The 4,223-nt window shown below is 74.2% G+C and carries 3 protein-coding genes and 1 pseudogene; 1 reads left to right on the top strand and 3 read right to left on the bottom strand.

Features of this window, described 5'->3' with window-relative positions; all coding sequences use genetic code 11:
* Positions 1-30: 30 nt before the first annotated feature.
* Positions 31-1,611 carry an aldehyde dehydrogenase (NADP(+)) gene (locus HMPREF0731_RS18005; RefSeq protein ID WP_007005621.1) on the bottom strand — a complete coding sequence of 527 codons (1,581 nt, stop codon included), beginning with the start codon at positions 1,609-1,611 and terminating at the stop codon, positions 31-33.
* A 162-nt stretch (positions 1,612-1,773) separates the two neighbouring features.
* Positions 1,774-1,992: a hypothetical protein gene (locus HMPREF0731_RS18000; protein WP_007005620.1), complete on the bottom strand. Its 219-nt coding sequence runs from the start codon at positions 1,990-1,992 to the stop codon at positions 1,774-1,776.
* Positions 1,993-2,218: 226 nt separating this feature from the next.
* Between HMPREF0731_RS18000 and HMPREF0731_RS17995 the strand changes: the two genes are divergently transcribed.
* Complete coding sequence (locus HMPREF0731_RS17995; RefSeq protein WP_007005618.1) at positions 2,219-3,796, top strand: lyase family protein; 1,578 nt, start codon at positions 2,219-2,221, stop codon at positions 3,794-3,796.
* 10 nt (positions 3,797-3,806) lie between these two features.
* Here the strand turns inward: HMPREF0731_RS17995 and HMPREF0731_RS17990 are convergent.
* Positions 3,807-4,223, bottom strand: a pseudogene (locus HMPREF0731_RS17990) (hypothetical protein); the annotation flags it as partial.

Raw genomic sequence — 4,223 nt, 5'->3', positions numbered from 1 at the left:
GCGGGCCGGGGCGAACCCGGCCCGCCGCCCTCAGTCGCGGCCCAGCACGCCGTCGGTGCGGCGCCAGAGCCGCATCGGGTTGCCCGGGCGCAGCGCCTCGGGCAGCAGCGCCTCGGGGAAGTCCTGGTAGCAGACCGGGCGCAGGAAGCGCCGGATCGCCAGCGTGCCGACCGAGGTGGTACGGCCATCCGAGGTCGCGGGCCACGGCCCGCCATGCACCATGGCGTGGCCGACCTCGACGCCGGTTGGGTAGCCATTGACCAGGATGCGGCCGACCTTGCGCTCCAGCACCGGCACCAGGCGGCGCGCCAGTTCCAGATCCTCGTCCTCCATCTGGATGGTGGCGGTCAGCTGGCCCTCGATCTGCTGCGCCAGGCGCAGCATCGTCGCCTCGTCCGGGCAGCGGATGATCAGCGAGGCGGCGCCGAACACCTCCTCCAGCAGCGAATGGTCGGCGGCGAAATGCTCGGCCGTGGTGCTGAACAGGGCGGCGCGGCCCTGATAGGGGCCGGGGCCGGCGACGCCCTCGGCCAGGCTCTGCACCCGGTTGTTGCTGGCCAGACGGGCCACGCCCTCGACATAGGCCTTGTGGATGCCCGGCGTCAGCATGGTCTGTGCCGCCGCGCCCTGCAGCGCGCCGGTCGCGGCCTGGGCGAAGGTGTCGAGCGCGGCACCCTCCACGCCCAGCACCAGGCCCGGATTGGTGCAGAACTGGCCGGCGCCCAGCGTCAGCGAGCCGACGAAGCCCTGGCCGATCGCCGCGGCGCGCTTGGCCAGCGCGCCGGGCAGCAGGAAGACCGGGTTGATGCTGCTCATCTCGGCATAGACCGGGATGGGCTGCGGCCGCGACTGCGCCACCTTCAGCAGCGCCGTGCCGCCGGCGAAGGAGCCGGTGAAGCCCACCGCCTGGATGCGCGGATCGGCCACCAGCGCCGAGCCGACCTTGGCGCCGGAGCCGAACAGCAGGCTGAACACGCCCTCCGGCAGGCCGCACGCCTTGACGGCGGACTGGATGGCGCGGCCGACCAGCTCCGAGGTGCCGGGATGCGCCGAATGCGCCTTCACCACCACCGGGCAGCCGGCGGCCAGCGCCGAGGCGGTGTCGCCGCCGCCCACCGAGAAGGCGAGCGGGAAATTGCTGGCGCCGAACACGGCGACGGGCCCGACCGGGATCTGCCGCAGCCGGAGATCGGCGCGCGGCAGCGGCTGGCGCTGCGGCTGGGCCGGGTCGATGCGGGCATCGAGCCAGCCGCCATCGCGCACCTCCTGGGCGAAGAGGCGCAGCTGGCCGACGGTGCGACCGCGCTCGCCCTCGATGCGGCCGCGCGGCAGGCCGCTCTCGGCGCAGGCGCGCTCGACCAGCGCGTCGCCGAGGTCGAGGATCGCCTGGGCGCAGGCCTCCAGGAAGCCAGCGCGCTGCTCCGGCGTGGTTTCGCGATAGGGGCCGAAGGCGGCCTCGGCCAGGGCGCAGGCGCGCTCCACCTCGGCCGCGCCGCCGCCGCCGAAGGCAGGCGCCATGGTCTCCCCCGTGGCGGGGTTGACGGCGTGGATGTCGCCCTCGGTCCCGCGCAGCGTCGCGGCGCCGATCAGCATCTCCCCGGTGACGGGCATGGCAGTCTCCTCACGCTGGGCATCGCCGGGTGACTCCGGTCGGGCCCTTGGCGCGCAGGAAACCGCATCCCGCCAGCCCCGCCTACCCCGTCCGGGGGTCCGGCGAGGTCAGGTCATACGACCTCTCGGAAACGTGAGCATCCTGGCGGGCTGCGGCCGTCCTCAGGCGGCGGGCGGGGCCTCCAGGGGCGCTGGATGGCGGAGCTCATCCTGCCACATCAGGATCATGCTGGCGGCGCAGGTGAAGATGGCCAGGGCATGGCCCCAATGCTCATAGGCCGAGAGCAGCGCGAGCGCCGCGCAGCCCAGCAGGCAGAGCCAGGGATGGCTGCGCAGCAGCCAGGCCAGGGGCGCGAAGAGCGCGGAAAAGGCTTGCATCATGACGTGGGACGCTCCTGCCCGCCGGGTTCCCGCCCTGCGGGATATGGTTGACCCGGCTGTCCTGCTTGCGCCGCGCGAACCCCGCGGCGCAAGCGCGGCGCGGTGTCATGGCCGATTTGTCACGGCCCCGTGAGATTTCCGCCCCGCCCCGCCGCTTCCCCAATCCCGGCCGCACGCTAGGCTGGCGCGCCGCGCCGGCGCGGCCGAAGCGGGAGGAACAGACATCATGGTGAAACTTGGGCCCTGCCTGGGTGCGCTGCTGCTGGGCTGCGCGCCGTTCCTGCCCGCCCAGGCGCAGCCGCAGCCCAGCCCCGGACAGAGCCGCATGACCCCACCCGCCCCCGCCGCCACGCCGCAGGCCCAGGCGCCCCGCCGCGACGAATTCTTCTGGCTGGGCGAGATCAACAAGGCCAGCGCCGTCATCAACACCGAGCAGGGGCTGCTCGATCGCGCGCTGGCGCCGCGCATCGCCGCCGGGCTGCAGCGCGTGCTGCAGGCGGGCGACCAGCCGGGCGGCCGCCGGCCCACGCTGGTCATCACCTTCGAGCCGCTGCTGATCGAGGCCGCCGGGGTGGAAGCCACGCTGCTGCATGCCGGGCGCTCCAGCCAGGACATGCTCTCCACCGTGCGCGCCGCCATGCTGCGCGACGCGCTGCTGGCGCTGTCCGACCAGCTGCGCCGCACCACGGGGGCGATGCTGGCGCTGGCCGAGCGGCACCGCGAGACCGCCGTGCCCAACTACACCAATGGCGTCGCGGCGCAGCCCAACAGCTATGGCCATTACCTGCTCGGCCACATCGCCGGGCTGCAGCGCGATGCGGAGCGGCTGCAGCAGGCCTATGCCCGGCTCGACCGCTCGCCCATGGGCACCACGGTGCTGAACGGCACCAGCTGGCCGCTGGACCGCGAGCGCATGGCGCGCGCGCTGGGCTTCCCGGCCGTGGTGGACAATGCCTATGACGCGGCGCAGATCGCCGCGGCCGAGATCCCCGCCGAGCTCGGCGCCGTCACCACCGGCATGGCGCTGCATGCCGGCGCCTTCATCGAGGATGTGATGACGCAATATGCGCAGCCGCGTCCCTGGATCCTGCTGCAGGAGGGCGGCGGCAACACCTATGTCTCCAGCGCCATGCCGCAGAAGCGCAATCCCGGCCTGCTGAACGACACGCGCGGCCAGGCCTCCAACGTCATCGCGCTGGGCTTCGGCCGGGTGCTGCAGGCGCACAACATCCCGCCCGGCATGAACGACGCCAAGAGCGTGCGCGACAACACCGCGCTGCTGGCCGCCGCGACGCGCATGCTGGAGAGCTGGGAGCGCGTGCTGGGCGCGCTGGTGCTCAGCCCGGAGCGGGCGCTGGAGGAGCTGAACAGCGACTGGACCGCCTCGCAGGAGATCGCCGACCTCCTGATGCGCCAGCATGGCCTGCCCTTCCGCGTCGGGCATCACTTCGCGTCCGCCATCGTCGACCACGCCAAGGCGCAGGACATCCGCCCCAGCGACTTCCCCTATGCCGAGGCGCAGCGGATCTATGCCGAGACGCTGCGGCATGAGATGGGCACCGCCGATGGCCGGCTGCCGATGAGCGAGGCCGCGTTCCGCGCCGCCCTCGACCCCGCCGCCATCCTCCGCAACCGCGCCACCTCCGGCGGGCCGCAGCCGGCGGAGATGACCCGCATGCTGGCGGCGGCGCGGGAGGATCTGGCGGCGCAGCAGCGCTGGACGGAGGAGCGCCGCGGCCGCATCGACGCGGCGCTGGCCGCGCTGGATGGCGCGTTCCGCAAGCTGCTGGCGCAGGCGAACTAGGGAGGGCGCCTCAGCCCGGGCTGGCGGCCAGGCCGAAGGCGCGGCCCAGCATCAGCGCCCCCTCCGGCGTCACCGCGAGCGCGCGGGTGCCGGGCAGGCGGCGCAGCCAGCCCTGGTCCAGGCAGGCGCTGCACAAAGCGGCGCCCAGCGCCCCGGCGAGGTGCGGGCGGCGTTCGCTCCAGTCGAGGCAGGGGCGGCAGAACAGCCGCCCGCGCTTCGCCCTGGCCGCCCGCAGATCGACGCCGAGCCCGCCCAGGAAGTCCGCCCCCGCCTCGGTCAGCGCGCCGCCATCGGCGGAAAGCTCCAGCTCCCCGCGCGCCACCATGCGCGCGGCCATGCCGACGGCCAGCTCCCCGGCCAGATGGTCGTAGCAGGTGCGGGCGCGGCGCAGCGCGCGGTCGCGCGGGCCGACCGGCAGCGGCTTGCG

Origin of the sequence: Pseudoroseomonas cervicalis ATCC 49957, assembly GCF_000164635.1 — a bacterium.
Taxonomy (GTDB): domain Bacteria; phylum Pseudomonadota; class Alphaproteobacteria; order Acetobacterales; family Acetobacteraceae; genus Pseudoroseomonas; species Pseudoroseomonas cervicalis.
The sequence above is the reverse complement of the archived record's forward strand: the minus strand, read 5'-3'. Positions and strand labels throughout refer to the sequence as shown.

Excerpts from the sequence above, each read along its gene's own strand:
- HMPREF0731_RS18000 (WP_007005620.1), bottom strand. The coding sequence starts at position 1,992 with ATGATGCAAGCCTTTTCCGCGCTCTTCGCGCCCCTGGCCTGGCTGCTG.
- HMPREF0731_RS17995 (WP_007005618.1), top strand. The coding sequence starts at position 2,219 with ATGGTGAAACTTGGGCCCTGCCTGGGTGCGCTGCTGCTGGGCTGCGCG.
- HMPREF0731_RS18005 (WP_007005621.1), bottom strand. The coding sequence starts at position 1,611 with ATGCCCGTCACCGGGGAGATGCTGATCGGCGCCGCGACGCTGCGCGGG.